Annotated in this window: 16 protein-coding genes; 7 read left to right on the top strand and 9 right to left on the bottom strand. The window is 65.5% G+C overall.

Annotated elements, in window-relative coordinates; translation table 11 throughout:
- Window positions 1-23 precede the first annotated feature (23 nt).
- Window positions 24-1,922 (top strand): AI-2E family transporter, encoded by a 1,899-nt coding sequence (locus FZ029_RS28970; protein WP_149273273.1) that lies wholly within the window; start codon window positions 24-26, stop codon window positions 1,920-1,922.
- Here FZ029_RS28970 and FZ029_RS28975 read toward each other — a convergent pair.
- Genes FZ029_RS28975 through FZ029_RS28995 form a run of 5 tightly spaced genes read right to left on the bottom strand, consistent with a single transcriptional unit; the run spans window position 1,919 to window position 6,266 of the window.
- A complete protein-coding gene (locus FZ029_RS28975; protein ID WP_149273274.1) occupies window positions 1,919-2,719 on the bottom strand; it encodes a GGDEF domain-containing protein in 801 nt (266 codons plus the stop codon). The two genes, FZ029_RS28970 and FZ029_RS28975, sit on opposite strands and share 4 nt — an antisense overlap.
- Window positions 2,716-3,618, bottom strand: coding sequence for a HAMP domain-containing sensor histidine kinase (locus tag FZ029_RS28980; RefSeq protein WP_149273276.1), 903 nt, complete (start codon window positions 3,616-3,618; stop codon window positions 2,716-2,718). The genes FZ029_RS28975 and FZ029_RS28980 overlap by 4 nt, the downstream gene beginning before the upstream one ends.
- Window positions 3,619-3,638: 20 nt before the next feature.
- On the bottom strand, window positions 3,639-4,013 hold the full coding sequence (gene siaC / locus FZ029_RS28985) for a biofilm regulation phosphoprotein SiaC (RefSeq protein ID WP_149199097.1): 375 nt from the start codon (window positions 4,011-4,013) through the stop codon (window positions 3,639-3,641).
- A gap of 20 nt (window positions 4,014-4,033) precedes the next feature.
- On the bottom strand, window positions 4,034-4,579 hold the full coding sequence (locus FZ029_RS28990; RefSeq protein ID WP_149273278.1) for a SiaB family protein kinase: 546 nt from the start codon (window positions 4,577-4,579) through the stop codon (window positions 4,034-4,036).
- Between the two features lie 19 nt (window positions 4,580-4,598).
- On the bottom strand, window positions 4,599-6,266 hold the full coding sequence (locus FZ029_RS28995) for a SpoIIE family protein phosphatase (protein ID WP_149273280.1): 1,668 nt from the start codon (window positions 6,264-6,266) through the stop codon (window positions 4,599-4,601).
- Window positions 6,267-6,776: 510 nt separating this feature from the next.
- Between FZ029_RS28995 and FZ029_RS29000 the strand changes: the two genes are divergently transcribed.
- From FZ029_RS29000 to polA, 3 genes are all read left to right on the top strand, one after another.
- Window positions 6,777-7,580 (top strand): transporter substrate-binding domain-containing protein, encoded by an 804-nt coding sequence (locus tag FZ029_RS29000; protein WP_149273295.1) that lies wholly within the window; start codon window positions 6,777-6,779, stop codon window positions 7,578-7,580.
- 118 nt (window positions 7,581-7,698) lie between these two features.
- Window positions 7,699-8,466, top strand: coding sequence for a response regulator transcription factor (locus FZ029_RS29005; protein ID WP_188052106.1), 768 nt, complete (start codon window positions 7,699-7,701; stop codon window positions 8,464-8,466).
- A gap of 85 nt (window positions 8,467-8,551) precedes the next feature.
- Complete coding sequence (gene polA, locus FZ029_RS29010; RefSeq protein WP_149273281.1) at window positions 8,552-11,455, top strand: DNA polymerase I; 2,904 nt, start codon at window positions 8,552-8,554, stop codon at window positions 11,453-11,455.
- An 82-nt stretch (window positions 11,456-11,537) separates the two neighbouring features.
- Here polA and FZ029_RS29015 read toward each other — a convergent pair whose 3' ends face one another.
- Together FZ029_RS29015 and FZ029_RS29020 are read right to left on the bottom strand one after the other, a co-directional pair.
- Window positions 11,538-13,103: a DUF262 domain-containing protein gene (locus tag FZ029_RS29015; protein WP_149273283.1), complete on the bottom strand. Its 1,566-nt coding sequence runs from the start codon at window positions 13,101-13,103 to the stop codon at window positions 11,538-11,540.
- 179 nt (window positions 13,104-13,282) lie between these two features.
- A complete protein-coding gene (locus FZ029_RS29020; RefSeq protein ID WP_149273285.1) occupies window positions 13,283-15,592 on the bottom strand; it encodes an FdhF/YdeP family oxidoreductase in 2,310 nt (769 codons plus the stop codon).
- 366 nt (window positions 15,593-15,958) lie between these two features.
- Here FZ029_RS29020 and FZ029_RS29025 point away from each other — a divergent pair, with 366 nt between their 5' ends.
- Both FZ029_RS29025 and FZ029_RS29030 read left to right on the top strand, forming a co-directional pair.
- Window positions 15,959-17,491, top strand: a complete 1,533-nt coding sequence (locus FZ029_RS29025) for an ATP-binding protein (protein WP_149273287.1) — start codon at window positions 15,959-15,961, stop codon at window positions 17,489-17,491.
- A gap of 208 nt (window positions 17,492-17,699) precedes the next feature.
- Window positions 17,700-18,401, top strand: coding sequence for a response regulator transcription factor (locus tag FZ029_RS29030; RefSeq protein ID WP_149273289.1), 702 nt, complete (start codon window positions 17,700-17,702; stop codon window positions 18,399-18,401).
- Between the two features lie 32 nt (window positions 18,402-18,433).
- Here the strand turns inward: FZ029_RS29030 and FZ029_RS29035 are convergent, their stop codons facing one another.
- Window positions 18,434-19,996: a hypothetical protein gene (locus FZ029_RS29035; protein WP_149273299.1), complete on the bottom strand. Its 1,563-nt coding sequence runs from the start codon at window positions 19,994-19,996 to the stop codon at window positions 18,434-18,436.
- A gap of 319 nt (window positions 19,997-20,315) precedes the next feature.
- Here FZ029_RS29035 and FZ029_RS29040 point away from each other — a divergent pair, with 319 nt between their 5' ends.
- Complete coding sequence (locus FZ029_RS29040) at window positions 20,316-20,516, top strand: hypothetical protein (protein ID WP_149199088.1); 201 nt, start codon at window positions 20,316-20,318, stop codon at window positions 20,514-20,516.
- Between the two features lie 200 nt (window positions 20,517-20,716).
- Here FZ029_RS29040 and FZ029_RS29045 read toward each other — a convergent pair whose 3' ends face one another.
- A complete protein-coding gene (locus FZ029_RS29045; protein WP_149273291.1) occupies window positions 20,717-22,039 on the bottom strand; it encodes an HlyD family type I secretion periplasmic adaptor subunit in 1,323 nt (440 codons plus the stop codon).
- Between the last annotated feature and the right edge of the window lie 8 nt (window positions 22,040-22,047).

Below are 22,047 nucleotides of genomic sequence, written 5' to 3' on the forward strand. Positions count from 1 at the left end.
CCCATCCGGAAAGCCCGACGATCATGGCCGAGGACACCGCCCGCCGGCTGCAGGCACGCCCCATCGCGGTGACGAAGGCCGCTCCCCCCGTTTCCACCCAGACCATCCTGCTGATCATCACGCTGATCGTGGTGACGCTGTATCTGGCGGCGGACATCCTGATGCCGATTGCCCTGGCGGTGCTGCTCGGCTTCGTGCTGACGCCAATCGTCAGCCGGCTGGAGCGCTGGCGCCTCGGCCGCGTGCCGTCGGTGCTGGCGGTGGTGGTCCTGCTGCTTCTCGCCATCATCGGCTTCGGCGCGGTGGTGGGCAGCCAGCTCGGCGATCTGGCCGACAATCTGCCGACCTATCAGCGCAACATCCACACCAGGATCGAATCCCTGCGCAGCGCCACCACGTCGACCGGTGACCGCGGTGTCATCAAGCAGGCGGCCGAGGCCTTCCGCGATCTCAAACAGGAGCTGGAGAATGCCACCGGCAGCGCGACGCCGGAGCAGCAGGGCACCACCGCCGCGCCGTCGCCGCAGGGCGGCCCCGCCACCCCGCCGCGCCGCGAACCCGTGCCCGTGCGCATCGACCAGTCCGACACCGGCGTGTTCGACCTCGTGCGCCGGTTTCTCGGTCCGGCGATGACACCCATCGCCACAGCCGGCATGGTGCTGGTCTTCACCATCTTCATGCTGCTGAAGCGGGAGGATCTGCGCGACCGCCTGATCCGTCTGGTCGGGTCCGGCGACCTCAGCCGCACGACGGAGGCGATGAACGACGCCGGCGAACGGGTCAGCCGCTATCTGCTGATGCAGGTGGTGGTAAACGTCACCTACGGCCTGCCGATCGGCGTCGGGCTGTGGCTGCTGGGCGTGCCGAACCCGCTGCTGTGGGGATTGATGGCCACGGTGTTGCGCTTCATTCCCTTCCTGGGGCCGGTGATCGCGTCGGCCTTTCCGATTCTGCTGTCTTTCGCGGTCGACACTGGCTGGACCCTGCCGCTTCTGTGCATTGCCCTGTTCGTGGCGGTGGAGCTGTTCTCCAACAATGTGGTGGAGCCCTGGCTCTACGGCACGGCGACCGGCCTGTCGTCCCTCGCCATCATCGTTGCGGCGGTGGTGTGGACGACGCTGTGGGGGCCGGTCGGGCTGCTGCTGGCGACGCCGCTGACCGTCTGTCTGGTGGTGCTGGGGCGCCATGTGCCGCAGCTGCATTTCCTGGAAGTGATGCTGGGCGACCGCCCTGTCCTGCCGGACGAGGCGAAGGTGTACCAGCGCCTGCTCGCCCGCGATCCCACCGAAGCGACGGAGCTTGCCGAGGAGCGGCTCGCCGCATGCAGCCCGGTCGAACTGGCCGACGGCCTGCTGCTTCCCGTCCTGTCGCTGGCCGAGCAGGACCGCCAGCGCGGCACCCTGAACCCGGAGGGCCGGCAGGCGGTGGCCGAGGGCATGGCGAGCCTGCTGGACGAGTTGAGCGACACTGGGGCCCCGGCCGGCGACGCCCCCCATGTGCTCTGTGTCGGCGTCCGCAACAATCTGGACGAGGCGGCGGCCGGGCTTCTGGCCTATCTGCTGACCGGCCGCGGCATCCAGACCGATGTCGTGCCGTGCGAGAAGGTGTCATCGCGCACCATCGCCAGCCTGGGCACCGCCGGGGTGGATGCGGTGGTGCTGTCCTCCCTCAACCCGTCCGCCCTCGGTCACAGCCGGCGGCTGGTGCGCCGCCTGCGCCTGCATTTCGGTCCGCGCGTGCCGATCCTGCTCTGCCTGTGGAGCGCCCATCCGGAAGCCGAGGTGCCGGAGCGCGCCAGTGCCGAGACCGACGCCAGTCTGGTCGCCACCGGCATGGCCGGCGCCCTGGCGCAACTGGAGGAACTGAACATCGGTATGGTTGCGGTGGCCCCCGCTCCCGAGCCGACGTCTCCGCCGCTTTAGGCCGCCGCGGCCCACCGGTTGCGCCCGGCGCGCTTGGCGATGTACAGCGCATCGTCGGCCGCCTGGATGCAGGTATCGGCCGTCCGCCCCTCGCGGTAGGCGGCGACGCCCAGGCTCAGAGTCACGATGATGGCGTGATCCTGATGCGCGATGCGATGGCGGGCGATGATCTCCCGCAGCTTTTCCGCCACCGCTTCGGCCTGGTCCTGATCGGTGTCGGGCAACAGGATCAGGAACTCCTCGCCGCCCCAGCGGGCGCACAGATCGTGCCCGCGCAGGTTCCGCCGAAGGAGGCCGGCGGTTTCCACCAGAACATGGTCGCCGGCGGCATGGCCGAAGGCGTCGTTCACTTCCTTGAAATGGTCGATGTCCAGCATGATGAGCGCGAAGCCGCCACCGCTGCGGCCGACACGGCACAGCTCCGCCTCCAGCCGTTCGATCATCTGACGGCGGTTGGGCAGATCGGTCAGCGGATCGGTCTGCGAGGCGGCGTGCAGCGCCCGCGCCATCTGGCGGGTGTCGGTCTGCATGCGGTCGCTGATCTTGGCGATCTTGGTCAACTGCCGCATCAGCTTCAAATGGTCGTCGGCGAGCGCGCGGAATTCCCCCATCAGCGGATGGGCGGCGTAATCCGGGTTCTCCGCAAGGCGGGCGAGCCAGTCCTGGATCTTCTGCTCCTGCAGCATCATGCCCACCGTTCCCCGCCGCAAGGCCCAGCGCCTGGGCAAACCCGTCACCTGCGCACCCTCAAGCCCGGTGCCAAGCCCGGTGCCGGCGGATTTGGTGTCGCCGGTCATGACGCCTCCTCTGCCACCGGGACCGTGGTGGTCACACGAATCTCGGCCCGCGATACCGGCAGCCGGACGGTGAAGGCCGATCCCCGCCCCAGCTCGCTCGTCACCGAGATGCCGCCGCCGTGGGTGTCCACGATGCAGCGGGCAAGGTGGAGCCCAAGCCCGGCACCGGTCGTCCCGGCGGCGTTGGACGCGCGGAAATACTTGTCGAACAGCCGCGCCGCGTCGGCCGCATTGACGCCGATTCCCTCGTCCGTGATCCGCACCGTGACCTGCCCCTCGCCGGCCGAGAGGTCGACACGGACCGTCCCCCCGTTCGGCGAATATTTGACAGCGTTCTCCAGCAGGTTCGAAAACACAATGGCCAAAAGGTCGCGGTCGCCGGGGATCGGGAGCGGACGGTCGGCGCCATGCAGTTCGACCCGGTGACCGCAGGCCGAAGCACCCACCTCGCCCGCCAGGGCGGTCAGCATCGCCGCAAGGTCGACGGCCATCGGCCGCGCCGCGGCGGTGCCCAGCCGGTCGTTGGTCAGGCAGCGTTCGATCAGGTGCAGCATCCGCTGGACCGCGTTGCGGATCTTTCCCACCCGCGGCATCGCCGAAACCGGCAGCTTCGGCTCAAGCTCCAGCATCTGCGAGGCGCTGTCGATGATCGCCAGCGGCGTGCGGAATTCGTGGCTGACCATCAGCACGAACTGGCGCTGCTGGAGCGCCATCTCCTTGGTCTCGGTCTGGAGGCGGTCGCTGATCTTGGCGATCTTGCGGAACTGGCGCAAAAGCTTGCCGTGCCGTTCCGCCAGCGCTTGGAATTCCGCCAGCAGCGGGTTGTCGGCATTGGCCGGATCCTCGGCCAGCCGCTGAACCCACTGACGAAGCTCCTGTTCCTGCGACCGCATCGTCATCCCGAATGCTCAGTGCGCGATCAGTGCGCCAGAATTTCGAAAGGCAGCGACACGTCCTCGGCAAATTCCTCGGCCATGTCGAGCGCACGGTCATTGTCGCGGTCGTAATGCCAGCGCACCGACACCGTCTGCCCGTTCTGATGGGCGCCGTCCAGCATCTCCAGAACGTCGATCATGCATTTGATGCTGCTGGTGTTGAGATAGCTCAGCCCGATGTCCAGCACCACCGCCGGGGCGGGGGCCTTCAGATACTCCTCCAGCCAGCCGAACACCGGTGCATAGAAGTCGAAGGAATTCTCCGGATAGGATTCCCCTTCGATGCGCAACAGCCCGGCCGCCGGATCGAAATCGATCAGGGGCGAGCAGGAGGTTGCCTCGATCCGTAAACTGTCCATTATGCGTGTTCCGTGATTTCTTATAGCTGGACTTCAAGGCTGAAGAAGAAATAGGCGTCGTCCACGGCGCGCAGCGAGTATTCCAGCGGCCGGGTGGCCTTGCGCGCCATGTCGATCAGCCCCAGTCCGGCGCCGCTGGCGCCCGGCTCGCGCGGCTTGCGCGACTGTTCCTTGTAGACCGCCTTGAGGCCGGCCTTGTCCAGCCCGCGCAGCTTCTCCAGCATCGCCGACAGACCGGGAACGTCGTCCGCCTCCACCAGATTGCCGGAGCTGACGACGTAATGGTCGCCGTCCTTGCCGATCACCACGATGCCGCTGTTGGCCGGGATCGGCCGGCCCAGCGCTTCGCGCGACGCCGTGTAATTGCGGACGTTCTGCGCCTGCTCCACATAGACGGAGAAGACGTCCATGATGGCCGACTTCTCGATCCGCTCATTTTCCAGATGGTTGCGGACCGCCTTGCCCAGCTCCTCGATGACGCTGTGGCTGAAGGGGCCGCTGAAGCAGATCAGCAGCTTCTGCCGCGACAGCAGTTCCTGCAGGTTGAAGAGTTCGTTGCCTTTCATCGTACCTTGACGACCTGCCTTACGGGTGGACGGGTTGGGATGAGGATGCGTCGGCAGCCGAAACCGTCGCGATTGCCGGTGAAACGGTGAAGCCGACCAGAGTGATGTCGTCGCGCTGGGGCCGCTCGCCCTGATGCTCGGCCAGGGCCTGCACGAAGGCGGTCCTGCGCTCGGCCATCGGGATCGCGTCGTGCTCCAGCAGCATGGTGCTGAAGCGGCGGTTGCCGAAGCCGAAGCCGCGGGCGCCGCCGGCCTGATCGAGGAAACCGTCGGTGGTCAGGTAGAAGCTGCGGCCCGGCGCCAGCTCCACCCGGTGGGTGGCGAAGCGGTGGCCGATATCGGAGCGGCGATAGCCCAGGCTCTGCGGATCGCCCTTCACCTCGCCGACCTTGTCAGAGCCGGGATCGACGATGTGCAGGCCGATCCGGCCGCCGGCGAACAGCAGGTCGCCCTGGTCCGGCCGCACCAGGCACAGCCCGATGTCCAGCCCGTTGTCGAAGCGCGGGTTGTCGCGCCCGCGGGCCAGCGCCGCGCGCACCATGCGGTTCAGCCCGCCCAGGATCGCCGCCGGATCGCTGTCCGGCGTTTCCGACAGCACATGGTCGAGGATGGCCGACACCGTCATCGTCATGAAGGCGCCCGGCACGCCATGGCCGGAACAGTCGGCGACGCCGATCAGGAAGCGGCCGTCCTCCAACTCGCGGAAGATGTGGAAATCGCCGCCCACCACATCGCGCGGCCGCCACAGCACGCAGACGCCGTCCAGATGCCGCGCCATCTCGCGCTCGTCGGGCAGGATGGCCGATTGCAGGAGGCTGGCATACTGGATGCTGTCCATCACCTGCCGATTGACGACGGCCAGCTGGTCGTTGGACTGGCGCAGCTCCTCCGTCCGTTCGGCGACGCGCTGTTCCAGCCGCTCGGTATAGTCGTGGACGGTTTCCGCCATATGGTTGAAGGCGACGGTCAACTGGCCGATCTCGTCGGAACGGCTGTTCCGCAGGCGCACGCGGTAGTCGCCGGCCGCGATGGCCCCTGCCGACCGGGTCAGCCGGGCGAGCGGCGCCAGCACCAGCCGGTTCAGCAGAACGCTGATCATGCCGATGACGGCGAGCAGCGAGAAGAAGACAAGGCCGGCCATAGGCGCCAGCGCCGTCAGGGTGGCGCTTTCCGCCTCCTCCAGCGAATAGGTCATGCGCAGCAGGCCGACCATCGTGCGCTCGCCGGTGCTGCCGGACATCACGATCTGCCGTTCGACGGTCGCCAGTTCCGCCCGCCCGGCCGGCCGGTCCAGTTCCACCAGCGGTTCGCCATGACCGCCGCGCCCGCCGGTCGCCGCCCACACCTTGACGCCGCGCACCGCCGGGTCCTCGGCCATCAGGCCACGGATCATCGCCTCCACCGCGCGGGTGTCGAACTCCCACACGGCCTGCCCCATGGCCGAGGCCTGCAGCGTGCCGACCAGGGTCGCGCGGTGGGTCAGGGCGTCGCGCTGCTGCCGGCCGACCAGCACGGATGACACGCCCATGGCGATCAGCCCGACCAGCAGCGTGCAGCCGACGATCATCAGAATGACGCGTGTGAGCAGAGACGATCCGCCGGCGCGGGCGACCTCGTCACCCGATCCACGGGGGCCGGCGCCGCGAAGCGTATAGGATTCGGTGTCGTCCCATCCCGTGACGCTCATCCACATCCTCCTGACCCGGCCGATCGGGGCCTTTGCATCCATGGCGGGTTTCATGCCACCCCCGGCCCGGAGGTTCGGGGGTGCGGTAGTCCCATTTCCATCAGTAAATCCACCCCCGCGTGCAACATGCCGACAGTCATCAAGCCCGCCGGCGGGCGTCATGCGAGTGGCCGATGAGCCTATCCATAGCACGACCGAATTACTCAGTCCTGAAATAACATTTGGCAAAGGGGTGTTCATTGTCGGAGTGGCCGGAAAAATCGGAACGACCGGCAACGGCCGGCGACCAATCCCAACCAAATGCGACGAACTGTGACATACCCCCCTTGCAAGTCGCCGAAGCCTTTGCCGGACGCGGGAATTTCCGTGGACGGCCGCGCCGTCGTCCATGCTACTTTCCGGGACGGACAGCCTCCGGGCTGGCCGCGGCGGTTGCGGCGGACTAGATCTCAGGCTGGCAAGGACGGGGTGCGAAGGATGGCGTTCGGTGTTCGTGCATTCGCTGCCTCCATGGACGTCGCGGCCCGCCTCGCCCTGATCATCGGCGTCGTCTCCGCGGCGCTGCCGGCTGCGGCCCGCCCGGTGACGATCCTGGCGCCGGAACTGCCGCCGATGATGACCGCTGACGGCACCGGGCGCGAGGCGTCCATCATCAAGGAAACCCTGGCCGCCTGCGGGCACGAGGCGCATTTCAAGGTGCTTCCCTTCGGCCGCCACTGGAACGATTATCGCGACGGTGTGCAGGCGGGCGGGCAGGTGGATGCCGTCACCACCGTTCCGGCGGGAATGGAGATGCCGGGGTCCCGCTCCGTCCCCTATATCTTCTACCAGAACGGCGCCTCGGTCCTGAAAGGCAGCGGCCTGACGGTGCGGTCGCTGGCCGATCTGGCGGGCAAGCGGGTCATCACCTTTTCCGGCGCGCCGGACGTGCTGCCCGGCCTGCGCGCCGCGATCCCCAGCTTCGGCGATTTCCGCGAGCGCGCCGACCAGATGGTGCATTCCAACCTGCTGTTCGCCGGCCGGGTGGACGCGGTGCTGGCCGACGGCCTGATCTTCGCCGAATACAACCGCCAGCTTCAGGAAAAGGCGAAATCCGCCGGCGGGTTGCCGTTCGATCCGGCCCAGCCGGTGCAGTTCACCGCCATCTTCCCGCCGACGTCCTACAGCATGGTTTTCCGCGACGAGTCGCTGCGCGCCGACTTCGACCGCTGCTTTGCGGAGTTGAAGGCGAAGGGCCGCGTCGACGCCATCGACCGCGAATGGGTGGCGCGCTATGCCGCGACGGTCGGCGACCGTTACCTGTCCAATCGGTAGGGCAGCGGAACCGATATTGCGCGGCCTCGTTTATTCCATTCGTCCGATAGGGTTTGCGTAACCCGTCCAGGCGTTTAAGATAACCTCATACGAATGTGAATTGGGGGCGTGAGGCGTCGTGGCCCGGATCATTGTGGTCGAGGACGAAGCCGACCTTCGTGACGATCTTGTCGAATATCTCGACCGTTGCGGCTTCGAGGTGCGGGGGGCGTCGCGCGGTGCGGAACTGGACCGGCTGCTGGAGGCAGGGCCGGCCGACGTGATCGTGCTCGACATCAACCTGCCGGACGAGGATGGCTTTTCCGTCGCCCGCCGGATCCGCGCCGGCTCGCCGGCCGCCATCATCATGCTGACGGCACGCTCCAGCCTGATCGACCGCGTCATCGGTTTGGAACTTGGCGCCGACGTCTATCTGGTCAAGCCGGTCGATTTCCGTGAGGTGGAGGCGCAGGTCAAGGCGCTGATGCGCCGGATGCAGAAGGGCGCCGATTCGCCGCCCGCCGCGGACCATGTCCCGGCGCCGCCCGCCGCTCCCGTCGGCGCACCGTCGGCGGACCTGCGCAAGGCGTGGCTGTTCGACGACATCGAATGGCGCATCCAGCCGCCGACCGGCGCCGCCGTGCCGCTGACCGCGACGGAGTACAAGTTCCTCTCGTTGCTGGTCACCGCGCCCGGCGAAGCGGTTAGCCGCCAGGACATCTCCCTTGCGCTGACCGGCCGTGACTGGGACCCCTACAGCCGCTCCATCGACTCGCTGGTCCGCCGCCTGCGCATCAAGGTGGAGGAGCGCAGCGGCTGCGCCTTGCCGGTCCAGGCGGTGCACGGCGTGGGCTATGCCTTCGTCGGCCCGGTGGTGACCAGCGCGGTGGAGGACAGCGCCGGCTGAGGGGGCTTTACCCCGGTCTCGGCACTCGACTCACGGCCCTCCTTCGGCGATGGTAGCGCCCGCAAGGAAGGGACGAGAGACCGCCATGACTGATGCCACCGCCTCCGAGAACACCGCGACCGAAGCCAAGGCCACCTCCGGCGGCGACGGCAGCGGCCTGTATCTGGTCGACGGGTCGGGCTTCATCTTCCGCGCCTTCCACGCGCTGCCGATGCTGACGCGGCCGGACGGCACGCCGGTCAACGCTGTGCTGGGCTTCTCCAACATGCTGCTGAAGCTGCTGGCCGACGCCAAGGCGGAAGCGGTGGCGGTGGTCTTCGACAGCAAGCGGCTGAATTTCCGCAACGAATTCTATCCCGACTACAAGGCCCACCGCCCGGAACCGCCGGAGGAGCTGAAGCCGCAGTTCGCCCTGATCCGCGAGGCGACGGAGGCCTTCTGCCTGCCCTGTCTGGAGCTGGAGGGCTTCGAGGCCGACGACCTGATCGCCACCTACGCCCGTCTGGCGCAGGAGGCCGGCCGTCAGGTCACCATCGTGTCGTCGGACAAGGACCTGATGCAGCTGGTCCGCCCCGGCGTCGGCATGTTCGACCCGATGAAGAACAAGACCATCGGCCCCGACGAGGTGTTCGAGAAGTTCGGCGTCCCGCCGGACAAGGTGGTGGACGTCCAGGCGCTGGCCGGCGACAGCGTCGACAATGTTCCCGGCGTGCCCGGCATCGGCGTGAAGACCGCCGCCCAGCTGATCACCGAATATGGCGACCTGGAAGCCCTGCTGGCCAATGCGGAGAAGATCAAGCAGCCGGCCCGCCGCCAGAAGCTGATCGAGTTCGCCGATCTGGCCCGCGTCTCCCGCCGTCTGGTCCTGCTGGACGATCAGGTGCCGCCGCCCAAGCCGCTGGACGAGCTGCGGGTGCGCGAGCCCGACCACCAGCGTCTGATCGACTTCCTGAAGGCCCAGGGATTCCGCAGCATCGTCTCCCGCGTCGAGATGGAGATGCAGAAGGACGGCCGCATCGCCGACGGGGCCGGCGGCACGCCCGCGTCCGCCCATTCGGCAGCCACCTCCGCGGCAACCTCTCCGGCGCCGGCCGAAGGGGCGGCCGGAGAGGACCGCCCGGCCCGCAAGACGGTGCTGCATGTGCCGGAGGTGCGCTATGAACTGGTGCAGGACGCCGACGCGCTGCGCCGCTGGGTCGAGCGGGCGCGCGAGACCGGCGTGCTGGCGGTCGACACCGAGACCGACAGCCTGACCCCGGCCACCGCCACGCTGGTCGGCGTGTCGCTGTCCACCGAGCCGGGCATCGCCTGCTACATCCCGCTCGCCCATGGCGCCTCGACCGCCGCTGCCGGCCAGCTGGACTTCGACGCCCCGCCGCCGCCCAAGCAGATCCCGACGGCCGAGGCGATGGCGATCCTGAAGGACGTGCTGGAGGACCCGTCGGTCCTCAAAGTCGGCCACAACTTCAAGTTCGACCACCAGCTGTTCGCCCGCAACGGCATCAAGGTCTCGCCGGTGGACGACAGCATGCTGATCTCCTACGTGCTGGAGGGCGGTTCGCACGGCCACGGCATGGACGAGCTGGCGGAGCTGCACCTCGCCTACACGCCGATCCCCTTCAAGGAGGTCTGCGGCACCGGCAAGAACCAGATCACCTTCGACCGCGTGCCGCTGGACAAGGCGCTGGCCTATGCCGCCGAGGATGCCGACATCACGCTGCGCCTGTGGACTCTGCTGAAGCCGCGTCTGGTCGACGACCGCATGGTCACCGTCTATGAGACGCTGGACCGTCCGCTGGTCCCGGTGGTGGCGGACATGGAGCGGGCCGGGGTGCACATCGACAAGAAGGCGCTGTCCGACCTGTCGCAGAGCCTGTCCGTCCGCCTCGCCGAGATCGAGAAGGACGTCCACCTGCTCGCCGGCCAGACCTTCAACATCGGCTCGCCCAAGCAGCTGGGCGAGATCCTGTTCGACACGATGAAGCTCGGCACCGGCAAGAAGGGCAAGACCGGCGCCTATTCCACCGACAGCAGCGTGCTGGAGGAACTGGCGGAGCAGGGGCACACCATCGCCCAGCGCGTGCTCGACTGGCGCCAGCTCGCCAAGCTGAAAAGCACCTATACCGACGCGCTGCAGGAGAAGATCTCGCCCATCACCGGCCGCGTCCACACCGCCTTCGCGCTGGCGGCGACCAACACCGGCCGCCTGTCCTCCACCGACCCCAACCTGCAGAACATCCCGGTGCGGACGGAGGAGGGCAAGAAGATCCGCCGCGCCTTCGTCGCCTCACCCGGCCACAAGCTGCTGAGCGTCGATTACTCGCAGATCGAGCTGCGTCTGGTGGCGGAGATGGCGAACATCCAGGCGTTGAAGGACGCCTTCCGCGACGGGCTGGACATTCACGCCGCCACCGCCGCCCAGGTCTTCGGCATCCCGCTGGAGCAGATGACGCCGGACATCCGCCGCAAGGCCAAGGCGATCAACTTCGGCATCATCTATGGCATCTCCGGCTTCGGCCTCGGCCGCCAGCTCGGCATCGCGCCCGGCGAGGCCAACGCCTTCATCAAGACCTATCTGGAGCGCTTCCACGAGCTGAAGGTGTGGATGGAGTCGACCAAGGCCTTCGCCCGCCAGCACGGCTATGTGGTGACTCTGTTCGGCCGCCGCTGCTACATGCCCGGCATCCAGGAAAAGAACGCCGCCCGCCGCGCCTTCGCCGAGCGTCAGGCGATCAACGCCCCGATCCAGGGGACCGCCGCCGACATCATGAAGCGCGCGATGAACCGCATGCCGGGCGCCCTGGCCGCCGCGGGCAGCAACGCACGGATGCTGCTGCAGGTGCACGACGAACTGCTGTTCGAGGTGCCGGAAGCGGAGGCGGAGGACGCCGCGCGGATCGTGCGCGAGGTGATGGAGGGGGCGGCGACGCTGGGCGTGCCGCTGGTGGCGGAAGCGGGGATTGGGGACAATTGGGAAGAGGCGCACTGAGCAGATTTTTTTAATTTAACTCAAGATCGCCGTCCCCAATGGGGTGGATCGAGGCAGCGCCTCGATCCACCTCTTTGACTGATCAATTCTTAGTTGCTTGATTACAGTATGGGTGAGTTAATGCACAATTTTCTGATGTTCCTCGGCCTCCATCTCGCTTTCTAATAACGTGGTCATAAGAAATTGATTTCCCTGGATCTAAGTAGCCATTACATATCGAGCACTTCATTGATGTAGAGAGTGCGCCTCGGATAAACGCCTCACTTTTTGTATCGTCAGAGAAGTCTACAGATCTGTCCGTAGAAGAGCCAACAACTATTTTTCCGGCTAGTCCCGAGAGTGATACTAGTTCAGCTTCTGTAATTGGCTGCTCAAGCAAAAGAGATTTTACCACACCCTTAAGCATATTGTTGTAGCTCTTAGCTCGTTTGTTGCTGACTTGTTTTTGCATAATTGTGGCAATAAGTTCTTTGTGCTTTATCAGTATGCCTTCGAGATCAGATCTTACCTTAGAAAATTTGACGAAATATTCGGAATCATTATTGTCAAGTTTCTCTGCAAAAAGAGCAAGCGTCCCCATAAACATTGGACCAGAATGCCGGCCGGTTGGACCGTAAAAATAAACAGCTGGATGGAGTCCAAGGCTCCCATTATCGTTGCCAGTTAACCTCTTAATGAGGCGAAGTACTTCTTTAAGTGTATCAACGGTTTCTTCTCCGTCCTTATCATCCGGTAAAGTTTCAATTTTTACTTTCTCGTAGTCAACTCCGCATATTGCGATCTGCACAACCTCTATTAGCACCTGCAATGCATCGCGCACCCCCTTTGGTCCACCCAAAGGTAGATCAAGTGTCTTTACGGGGCTTTTTATTTCAGGATCAAACAGAAGAGTGTGGATCTCTTTTGCTGTGTTCTCGATGCGTTCAGCTGTTTCAATTGGGAACAAAGACCAATATCTATGTCCTTTCCCTGCTCGGATGATAGCTCTTGCTGCAATGGGGATAGGCTTTCGTCTATTTTTTAATAGTAACTCTTCAATGCGATCCAGCGGGGTGCCGTTAGTATTTATTTTGAAAAATGAACTTTCAGCTTTATCTGCATCTCCCTTAACCCATTGAATCGGAAGTCCTCGGGAGACAATTGCATTTAATTTTTTTCGCTCTGTTGGATCTATTACCTGAGCATTACGAGATTCAAAATGTTTCCAGCTGCCAATTCTTCTGTTTACCAGCTGCCGTGTTCTATCGGCAATACTCCTTTGTTCTTGTGAAATTTGATAGCCAAAATACTCCTGCGAGAGTGGCCCATCGCCATAATCATCTTCAACCCATGCCCTCAATGCGCTTAAGCGGTGGCCCCCATCAATCACGAAAAGGTAAGTGGGGGACTGCCATAAAATTACAGACGGTATTAGATCTCCGCTAACAAAGCATTCTAATAAAGATACCACCTGCTCTGGTCCCCAATGATTAGTTTCTCGTTGAAAATCCGGTTTACGAAGATTGGGGCCAATGAGGCCTCCTTTGGTAAAATCTCTTAAAGATATTGTGGAAACGTTTTCAAATCCCTCAGGTTCTGCATCAGACATAGCAAAATCTTCACGCTTTATCATAGCATCAAGATTGACAAGTTTGGAGCGTACTGCCATTATGAATCTCTCTTAAAAAGAGTAGGATGCGGATGGTTAAGTCGATTTTGTACTAAATTTTTGATCGACGCGCAATAATGTAGTGCTTCAGCCAATTTGTTCTCTCACAAAGGCAGCGTTGGTAAGTTGGGCTGAGCTTGCCCTGATTCCCGCCTGCTTTTGTAGTTGGACCACTCCCCTCAGCTAACCTCCATACCCTCATCCGCCACGATCCGCACCGGCACTCCCTTCGCGGCCGGCGTCTTCGACGCCTCGTCGTGATACCACAGCGGGATCAGCGGGTTCATCTCCGGGTAATACGCCCCGACGCAGCCGCGCGGCAGGTGGAAGGGTGTCACCGTCAACCCGCCCACCCGGCGGTCGACATCGTCGCCGGCATCGCTCGCCAGCGCCACCACCTGACCCTCGCGCAACCCTGCGGCGGCGATGTCCAGCGGGTTCATCAGCAGCACGTCGCGGGTACCCTCGATCCCGCGCAGGCGGTCGGAATAGCCGTAGATCGTCGTGTTGAACTGGTCGTTCGACCGCATCGTCATCAGCCGCCAGCGGCCCGGCGCATCCTCGAAACCGATGGCGCGCAGGCGGCCCGGCGGGGTGAAGTGGGCCTTGCCGGACTCGGTCTTCCAGATCCGCTCGCGCGCCGGGTTACCGCGGTAGAAGCCGCCGGGGGTGAAGACCCGCTCGTTGAAGCGGTGGAACTGGTCGGGATAGGTCTTCTCGATCAGCGCGCGGATGCGGCGGTAATCGGCCACCCACGCGTCCCACGTCACCTTCGGGTTGGGCGGCAGGGTCGCCTTGGCCATACCGGCGACGATGGCGACCTCCGACTTCAGATGCGGGCTGGCCGGTGTGTTGTTGCCGAGCGAGCCGTGGATGCAGCTCAGGCTGTCCTCCATCGTCACCGCCTGCGCGCCGCTCTCCTGCACGTCCTCCTCCGACCGGCCGAGGCAGGGCAGCAGATAGGCGACCTCGCCATTGATCAGGTGGCTGCGGTTCAGCTTGGTGGCGATCTGCACGGTCAGGCGCATGCGGGTCCAGGCCGCCTCCATCCGCTCGCGCTCGGGGATGGCGCGGACGAAGTTGCCGCCGAGGCCGATGAAGGCCTTCACCTCGCCCGACAGGATCTTCTCGCAGGCCTTGACGGTGGTCAGCCCCTCCTTGCGCGGCGGTTCGAAGCCGAACTGGTCGGCCAGCCGGTCGAGCGGCACCAGTTCCGGCTTTTCCGAGATGCCGACGGTGCGCTGGCCCTGGACGTTGGAATGGCCGCGCACCGGGGAAATGCCGGCGCCGTCGCGGCCGATGTTGCCCTTCAGCAGCCACAGATTGACCAGCGCCGCCAGCGTCTCCGACCCGTGCACCTGCTGGGTCAGGCCCATGCCGTACATGGCGATGGAGCGGTCGGCCTCGACATAGATGTCGGCGGCCTGCTTCAGGTCGGCGCGGGTCAGGCCGGATTCCTCCTCGATCTCCTCCCAGCCGATGGCGGTCACCTGCGCCTTCATCTCCTCGAAGCCAACGGTGTGCTGGGCGATGAAGTCCTGGTCGAGGACATGCTTGCCCGTCCTCTGCCGCTCCTCCTCCGCCGCCAGCACATGCTTGATCAGGCCGGTGATCGCCGCGATGTCGCCGCCGGCCTTCACCTGGAAATACAGCGTGGAGATTTGCGTTTCCTTGCCGGTCAGCATCTCCAGCGGGCTTTGCGGGTTGCGGAAGCTCTCCAGCCCCTTTTCCCGCACCGGGTTGAAGGTGACGATCTTCGCCCCGCGCTTCACCGCCTCCTGCAACGGATGGAGCAGGCGGGGGCTGTTCGACCCGGTGTTCTGGCCGAAGAAGAAGATGGCGTTGCAGCTGTCGAAATCGTCCAGCACGCAGGTGCCGACCGGCGAGCCGATGACCTTCTTCAGCCCGACCGAGGTCGTCTCGTGGCACATGTTGGAGCTGTCGGGCAGATTGTTGTGCCCATAGAGCCGCGCGAACAGCGCATAGAGATATGACGTCTCCAGGCTGGCGCGGCCCGACGAATAGAACACCGCCTGTTCCGGATCGATGGCGCGCAGCTCCGCCCCGATGGCGGCGAAGGCCTCGTCCCAGCCGCAGGGCACATAGCGGTCGCTTGCCCGGTCATAGCGCATGGGGTGGGTCAGCCGCCCCTGCTGTTCCAGGTCGTAATCCTTCCAGCCCTTCAACTCGGTGACCGTGTGCTCTGCGAAGAAGTCGGGCGTGCAGCGCCGGCTGGTCAGTTCCCAGATCGTCGCCTTGGCGCCATTCTCGCAGAACTCGAAGGTGTGCGGCTTGGCCGGCTTGGCCCAGGCGCAGGACACGCACATGAAGCCGCCGGGCTTGTTCTGCCGGCGCAGCGTGTCGAGCACGGCGGGGGTCGGCCGCTCCTCCCCCATGATGCGGGCCATCGACCCGACCGATCCCCAGCCGCCGGCCGGACCGTCGTAATGCGGGGTGTCGTCGTCGTCCGACAGTCCGTCGATGCTCATGGGATGCGTCTCTTGCTGCTTGCGGGGCATGTCTTGCAGGGGGGCTGCCTGCGTCCGTCTCCAGTCCAACCCTTCGGAGGCGATCCGGTTCCGGCCCATTTCTCCATCGCCTTGCCCGGTGCCTCCTTCATGCTTCGGGGCTGAAGACAACCGGTTTCGGAAGGATCGCTTTCGGCAAGACTGTTCCGGCCGCACCATGGCTTGTCGCTGCAGCGCGAACGGCATCCAAATACCCGACCAGATGTCCGAAGTCATATAACCGAAACGACTTCGCATCCTGACAGTTAACGGGATATATTAGAAGCTGGTGTTCTGAGTCGACATCATGAACCCCGGACCGCCGGTCTTGAAGTGGACTGCATTGCCATGTCGAATGTACAGGGGTTGCGGGATTCCAAAGCCTGGCCGCTGGTGATCCAACTGATCTGGGACCGGCTGGATCAGGCGGTCATCATTACCGACCGGGCTCTTGCCGCGCCCGGCCCGACCATCCGCTATGTCAACCGGGCCTTCACCCGCCTCACCGGCTATCGCGCGGATGAGGTGATCGGCCGGTCGCCCCGCATGCTGCAGTGCGGGCGCACCGACAAGCCGGCGTCCGCCGCCATCATGCGCGACCTGCGGGACGGCCGGTTCGCCCGCGGTACCCTGGTCAACCGGCGCAAGGACGGCAGCGAATATCTGTGCTCCATGGTCATCGCCCCGCTGATCGGACCCAGCGGCGAGACCGAGCATTTCATCTGCGTCGCCGACGAGTTGAAGAAGGATCGGTCGTCATCGGCCTTCCAGCGCCTTTACGACGAACTTGAGCGGGCGCAGACGCTGATCGAAGATCTGGAAGGCTGGCAGACGGAGGCGGACTCCGTGTTCGCACGCCAGCGCTGCGAGTTGAACGCCTTGACCGTGCGGCACGACGCAACCCTTCTGCAACTGGATCAGGTGCAGGAACGTCTGGCACTGCGCGAGAGCGCATTGGATCGGTTCAGCAAGGCTTCCAACGAGTCGAGTACCGAACTGCGAGCCTCCCGGGAAGAGCTGCGCGTCATAGGCGAAGAACTGCGCCTCTCGCTGAAGCAGGTCGAGGAAGCCAACGCCCATCTCGCCGAATCCAACGAGGAACTGCAACGTCTCCGTGCGGCCGATGCCGCCAAGCTCCGGCTTCTCGGCTCGGCCAGCCATGACCTGCGCCAGCCGGTGATGTCGATGGGGCTGTTCCTGGACGTGCTGCGTCATCGGCTCGGCGATGCCGAACGGCCGATCCTGGGCGGGCTTCTGGCGGCGCATCTGTCGATCCGTACCCTGCTGGACGGCATGCTGGACACCGCACGGCTCGATGCCGGGGCGCTTGAACCGGCCATCGAGCCGGTGCCGATGCCGGTCATGTTCGAAAGCATCTCAGGCGAGTTCGCCATACAGGCGGAGATGCGGGGGATCCGCTTCCGTGTCGTCCCCTGTCATGCCGAGGTGCTCAGCGATGCGCAGCTTCTGGAGCGTATCCTGCGCAACCTTCTCGCGAATGCGCTGAAATACACCGCTTCGGGAACCATCCTGCTGGGCTGCCGCCGCTGCCGCGACGCGCAGGGGCGGCTCTGTCTGCGCATCGAGGTGTGGGACAGCGGCCCCGGCATCGAGGAGGCCAACCAGGCCGCCATCTTCGAAGAATTCCGGCAACTCGACACCACCAGTCGCGACCAGCGGCGCGGGGTCGGGCTCGGCCTCGCGATCGTCTCGCGGCTGGCCCGGCAACTCGGCCATCGGATCGGGCTGCGGTCCTGTCCGGGGCGGGGGTCGGTCTTCTCGGTCATGGTGCCGCTTGTGCAGCAGTCCGGTGATCGTAGGAAGCGGAGGCAAGGCATCCGCGGAAGGCGGCGCAGCACCGCTGGAAACCGTAGCCGATGAAGGTCGTACCACCTTCGGTTTGATTACTCCTCAGCCCCTTGCGCCTTGAGGACAGCCGGATGGGGTGGTTCATCCGCGCTGTCATTTGGCCCTACTCTCGCTAAGGAGACCCACCAATCCGGTGGGAGATGACACCTGAATCCAGCTGAGAAGAGGAACAAACGTGGATCATCATGGGCAGCACGCTCAAGGCTCTCTGGAGCAGGACATGGTGTCTGACCGCCGGACCCCCTCCGACGATCCCCTCAAATTCCTGATTGTCGACGATCATGCGCTTGTCCGTTACGGCCTGTCGCTGGCCCTGCGGCAACGGTATGAGCATGTCGCGGTCGTGGAAGCGGGATCGCTGGCCGAGGCCGTGCGCAAGGTGCGCTCCGAACCGGACCTCACCGCCATCCTCTACGACCTCCAGATGGGCGACAGCGACGAGCACAGCGGCCTGACCGACATGCTGAAGGCGGCCGGAGACGTGCCGCTGATCGTCGTCTCCGGAACGACCGACGGCAACGTCATCGCGTCCTGCATCCGTGCCGGCGCGCGCGGCTTCGTCCACAAGGGCTGTGAGGGCGGGGTGCTCGACCAGGCGCTGCCCATCGTGCTGGAGGGCGGAATCTTCGCCCCGGCGCCGCCGAAGCCGCCCGACGGCCGGCCGGTCCGCATCGCCCTGGCCTCCGCCGCCGCTCCGCTCCGCAGCGAAAGCGAAGCGGTCAGCGGCCTGACCGAGCGTCAGCGCGAAGTGTTGCGCCTTCTGCTGGAAGGCCGGTCGAACAAGGAGATCGCCCGCTCGCTGGGCGTGCTGGAGGGCACCATCAAGGTGCATCTGCGCACGGTGATGCAGCGGCTGGGCGTACGCAACCGCACCCAGCTGGCGCTGGCCACCATGAAGGCGGGGATCGCGCTGTCGTCCTGAGTGGGTTTGCCGGTCGGTATTGCCGGCCGGGCCTATTGCGGCGTCGGACCGATGCCGCGCTGCTGGGCGGCGTCCAGCAGGCTGACCAGTTCGCCCGACACCCACCAGCGGCAGCGGCGGCGTTCCTCGGTCGCGACGGTGACGACGCGCTCGATCAGCCTGCTTTCCGCGGTGTTCAGTTCGCGGCCGTCGCGCAGCGCCCGCTCGGCGATGGCCAGCAGCGTCTTGTCGATGGCGGTCACCTCGATGGGATAGCCGGTTTCTTCCGCCAGTTCGCACAGCTCGGCCATGGCCGACAGCGCATCCTCCCGGCCATAGGCGCCGATCTGCCGGAACAGGCCGGCCAGATGCTCGCCGATCGCCGTCAGCCAGGGGTTGGTGGAAGCGGCGATGCCGCGGCGGCGAAGCCGGTGGTTGAAGCCGTTGATGAAGCGCACCGGGTCGATCAGCGGCCGGGCCGAGCTGCTGGCGTTCAGCGTCAGCAGGCGGTGGCTCAGCACCGGCACCACCTCTCCCTCCACCAGCCCGGTCACCCGGCCGACGGCAGCGGACACCGCCGCCCAGTTGCGCCCCCCGCGCTCGACGCCGAAGCCCTGAAGCGCGTCGTACCAGCGGAAGGCGCGCTCCTGCAGCCGGTCCACCGTCTCGCCGGCGGTCAGCTGCGGCGGGGCGGAGCGGCCGAGATGCAGGTCCTCCAGCTTCTGGCGCAGGCATTGCCAGGCGAACTGCACATGCCCGACCGCCGCCTCGACCAGAGCCGGGTTGGGCGACAGGCCGTGGAGCGCCAGCGCCTGATCGGGATCGCGCGATCCGTTCAGCAGGGCCAGGGCGTAGTGCATCGCACCGTCCGCCCCACCACCCGTGGCGGCGCCGCGCTCCGCCATCTCCGACACCATGTGCAGGATGCCGATGGTGTCGCGTGGACGGACGGCGCCCTTCCACAGCGGCGCATGCTCCAGCATGGCGTCCAGCATCGCCAGATCGCCGAACGACAGTGGCGCCACGCCGGCCAGTCCGCGCTTGCGCAGCAGGGTGATCCGCTCTGCGTTGGCGGTCGCCAGCAGCGGTCCGGCCACGCCACGCCGGCGCAGGATTTCCAGCGAATGGATGCGAAGCTCCTCCGCCCACTCCGCGGCGGCGGGGGAGGCGAGGACGGCGTCGAGCGGATGTTCGCTGGCGCGGTCGGCGATGTCGGCCTGGACCCGCCCGGCAAGGTCACGCAGATGCGGCAGCAGGGCGAACCACCAGGCGCTGGCGTCGACCACATGCATGCAGCCGGGCGGCCGGCTTTCCGCCAGCATCAGCGCATCGGTGCGCAGCATCACCGGGTCGAACCAGCCGGTCCAGATGCGCCGGGCATGTTCGGTGCGCGGGCCGTTCAGCATGGCGACGATCAGGCGGCCGACCTCCACCGTCATCTGGTCGTCTTCCAGATGGCCTGCCTGCACCAGTTCGAACAGCTTGGACTTCTGCGCCCGGTCCAGCGGGGCCAGGATCGCCTTGACCTTGTCGAGGCTGACGGCTGCCGGATCCGGTTCCACCGCGTGGAGCGGCACGGTCTGAAGGGAGGCGCTGCGGTTGGGGCGGCCGGCCATGGCGTTCACGGGCGCTGCTGAGTCGCGGCAATTTTAGGTACTGGCACCAATGATTGCTACTGGTATGTCGTGACATATTCTGTCGAGCTGTGTCGGAGCTGTTCCACGCTTGCGGTTTGCCGCTTTTCGCCACCGGCAGCAGGCACATGAAACGAGATGTATCAAATGCAGCCTAAATTTATTTCATTTAAGCGCTAAATCGCACCTTCACACCCGACGATCGTAGACCCATTATTCGGGTAGGCCACGCGTCCAGCATCAAGGCGCCCCGATGATTCCCCAGAAGCTTGCCGACACGAACCCCAGGTTGTTTCCCGTCATGACCCAAGTCGACACCCGGAAGGCCGAACAGGTGGTGGACGACTTCGTCGCCCGTCTCGCCGCGGCGGGCCTGCCCGATGGAGAGCGCGCCGAGGTCTACGAGGCGGCGCTGAAGCGCCTGATGGGCCACCTGATCGAGCAGGAAGGCTGGCTGGCCGAGGAATTCACCGCCGCCGCCCGGTCGCTCGGCGCCTACTGACCGCTCGCGCTATCCATCGGCCGCCCGTCCTAGCCAGGACCGGCGGCCTTTTTGCGTTTGTGGGGGGAGGGTGGCCAATCTCCCTCTCCCCCCGGGGAGAGGGTCGGGGTGAGGGGGGATGCACCGCGTGACTATTCCAAAAATCCTCGCCGCGCCTCCCCCTCACCCTAACCCTCTCCCCGGGGGGGAGAGGGGACTTCTCACCGTTCGTTGAAGCTGTCGGACAGGGCGAAGTAGATCGGTTTCAGCAGATATTCCAGCAGCGACCGCTCGCCGGTGGGCATCTCCACCTGGGTGGTCATGCCGGGCAGAACCGGGTGCTGGACGTCGTCGCGGCCGACATGGTTGCGGCTGAGCGCCACGACCGCCTTGTAGTAGGGGCGCTTCTGCTCGTCCAGGAAGGTGGAGGCGGAGATGCGCTGCAGCGTGCCGGTGATGGCGCCGTAGCGGGCGAAGTCGTAGGTCAGCACCTTCACCGTCGCCTCCTGCCCGACCTGGAGATGGCCGACGTCGCGCGGGGTGACGTGCGCCTCCACCGTCATCTCGTGGTCGACCGGGACGATCTGCATCAGCACGCCGCCTTCCGGCACCACGGCGCCGATGGTGTTGACCCGCAGATCCTGCACCAGCCCGCGCACCGGCGACGGCACGGTCAGCCGCTCGGCGCGATCGTCCAGCTTGGCGCGGGCCTCGCGCAGTTGGGCGATCTCGGCGGTGACGGTGCCCATCTCGGTCACGGCGTCCTGCGACAGCTTGGCCGACTGGTCGAGGATGCGGTTGCCGGCCTCGGTGATCGCCTGCTGGGTGGCGATGATCTGGCCCTCGATCCGCCGCTGCTCGCCCATCAGGCGCGACTGCTCGCGCTGGGTTTCCAGCGATTGCAGCTTCGACGACAGGCCCATGGATTCCAGCCTGTTGCGGATGTCGACCGATCCGGTGATGAAGGTGATCTGGTCCTTGATGTTGGCCAGCTGCCCTTCGTACAGCGCCAGTTCGGCCTCGCGCTGCGACACCTGGGCCTGCAGCACGGCGATGGCGGTGTCGCGGGCCTTGCGCTGGGTGTCGTAGATCAGGCGCTGGTCGGCGATCTGCGCCTCGGCCTGGGGTGTGTCGGGGCCGGAGACGCGGGCGAAATCGGGCTCCCGCCCGGCGGCGAAGGCGCGCAGCCGCTCCGCCCGCAGCTCCAGCGTCAGCAGGCGGGCGTTCATCTGCTCGCGCTCGGCCTGGACCTGCTTGGGATCGAAGACGATCAGCGGCTGGCCGGCCTCGACCAGATCGCCCTCCTTGACCAGGATGGCCGACACGATGCCGCCTTCCAGATGCTGGACGACCTGGGAGTTGCCGGACGGCACCACCTGCCCGGCGGTGACGACGGCCTCCTTGACTGGCATCAGCGTGGCCCAGGTCAGCAATGCTGCCAGCAGCAGGACCAGCACGAGGATGGTCGCACGGACCAGCGACAGCGTCGCATCGTCGGCGCTGAGCGATTTGCCGGTGGGGCGGGCGAGGTCTGAAGCGGCCATCTGCGGAT

It is taken from the genome of Azospirillum sp. Sh1 (assembly GCF_008365135.1).
Classification (GTDB): Bacteria; Pseudomonadota; Alphaproteobacteria; order Azospirillales; family Azospirillaceae; genus Azospirillum; species Azospirillum oryzae.

Excerpts from the sequence above, each read along its gene's own strand:
- FZ029_RS28980 (WP_149273276.1), bottom strand. The coding sequence starts at position 3,618 with ATGACGATGCGGTCGCAGGAACAGGAGCTTCGTCAGTGGGTTCAGCGG.
- FZ029_RS28975 (WP_149273274.1), bottom strand. The coding sequence starts at position 2,719 with ATGACCGGCGACACCAAATCCGCCGGCACCGGGCTTGGCACCGGGCTT.
- siaC (WP_149199097.1), bottom strand. The coding sequence starts at position 4,013 with ATGGACAGTTTACGGATCGAGGCAACCTCCTGCTCGCCCCTGATCGAT.
- FZ029_RS29015 (WP_149273283.1), bottom strand. The coding sequence starts at position 13,103 with ATGGCAGTACGCTCCAAACTTGTCAATCTTGATGCTATGATAAAGCGT.
- FZ029_RS28995 (WP_149273280.1), bottom strand. The coding sequence starts at position 6,266 with ATGAGCGTCACGGGATGGGACGACACCGAATCCTATACGCTTCGCGGC.
- FZ029_RS29025 (WP_149273287.1), top strand. The coding sequence starts at position 15,959 with ATGTCGAATGTACAGGGGTTGCGGGATTCCAAAGCCTGGCCGCTGGTG.
- FZ029_RS29035 (WP_149273299.1), bottom strand. The coding sequence starts at position 19,996 with ATGGCCGGCCGCCCCAACCGCAGCGCCTCCCTTCAGACCGTGCCGCTC.
- FZ029_RS29045 (WP_149273291.1), bottom strand. The coding sequence starts at position 22,039 with ATGGCCGCTTCAGACCTCGCCCGCCCCACCGGCAAATCGCTCAGCGCC.
- FZ029_RS28990 (WP_149273278.1), bottom strand. The coding sequence starts at position 4,579 with ATGAAAGGCAACGAACTCTTCAACCTGCAGGAACTGCTGTCGCGGCAG.
- FZ029_RS29040 (WP_149199088.1), top strand. The coding sequence starts at position 20,316 with ATGACCCAAGTCGACACCCGGAAGGCCGAACAGGTGGTGGACGACTTC.
- FZ029_RS29000 (WP_149273295.1), top strand. The coding sequence starts at position 6,777 with ATGGACGTCGCGGCCCGCCTCGCCCTGATCATCGGCGTCGTCTCCGCG.
- FZ029_RS28970 (WP_149273273.1), top strand. The coding sequence starts at position 24 with ATGGCCGAGGACACCGCCCGCCGGCTGCAGGCACGCCCCATCGCGGTG.
- FZ029_RS29030 (WP_149273289.1), top strand. The coding sequence starts at position 17,700 with ATGGTGTCTGACCGCCGGACCCCCTCCGACGATCCCCTCAAATTCCTG.
- FZ029_RS29020 (WP_149273285.1), bottom strand. The coding sequence starts at position 15,592 with ATGAGCATCGACGGACTGTCGGACGACGACGACACCCCGCATTACGAC.
- polA (WP_149273281.1), top strand. The coding sequence starts at position 8,552 with ATGACTGATGCCACCGCCTCCGAGAACACCGCGACCGAAGCCAAGGCC.